This window comes from Streptomyces rubellomurinus (genome assembly GCF_000961885.1).
Taxonomy (GTDB): domain Bacteria; phylum Actinomycetota; class Actinomycetes; order Streptomycetales; family Streptomycetaceae; genus Kitasatospora; species Kitasatospora rubellomurina.
The window spans coordinates 1-528 of record NZ_JZKH01000314.1; the positions used below are offsets into that span (position 1 = coordinate 1).

A 528-nucleotide genomic window follows, 5' to 3' on the forward strand; every position below is an offset into this window, starting at 1 on the left:
CTGAACTTCTCGCAGACGGTGGGCGGGAACTACAACGGCGACAAGGTCTCCGACCTGTTCGCCAAGGACTCCTCCGGCAACCTCTTCGTCTGGACGGGAAACAAGGGCGGCGCGTTCAGCACCAAGAGGCAGCTCACCGGCGGCTGGAACTTCACCCAGACCGCCACCGCCGACTTCACCGGCGACGGATTCGGCGACCTCGTCGCCAGCGACACCAGCGGCAACCTCTACCTGTGGACCGGCAACGCGGGCGGCGCGTTCAGCACCAAGAAGCTGCTGACCAGCGGCTGGAACTACACCCAGACCGTGGCCGGCGACTTCCGGGGCACCGGGCACGCCGACCTCATCGCCCAGGACGCCTCCCGCAACCTCTACCTGTGGCCCGGCAACGGCGACGGCACCTTCGGCGCCAAGAAGCTGCTGACCAGCGGCTGGAACTTCACCCAGACCACGGCCGCCGACTTCAACGGCGACGGCATAGCCGACCTGGTCGCCCGGGACTCCTCCGGCAACCTCTACCTGTGGACC

General features: G+C 67.4%; 1 protein-coding gene. It reads left to right on the plus strand.

Translation table 11 applies throughout. The annotated features are described in order from the left end of the window. On the plus strand, positions 1 to 528 hold a 528-nt coding region (locus VM95_RS37990), incomplete at both ends, for an FG-GAP repeat domain-containing protein (protein WP_045706186.1).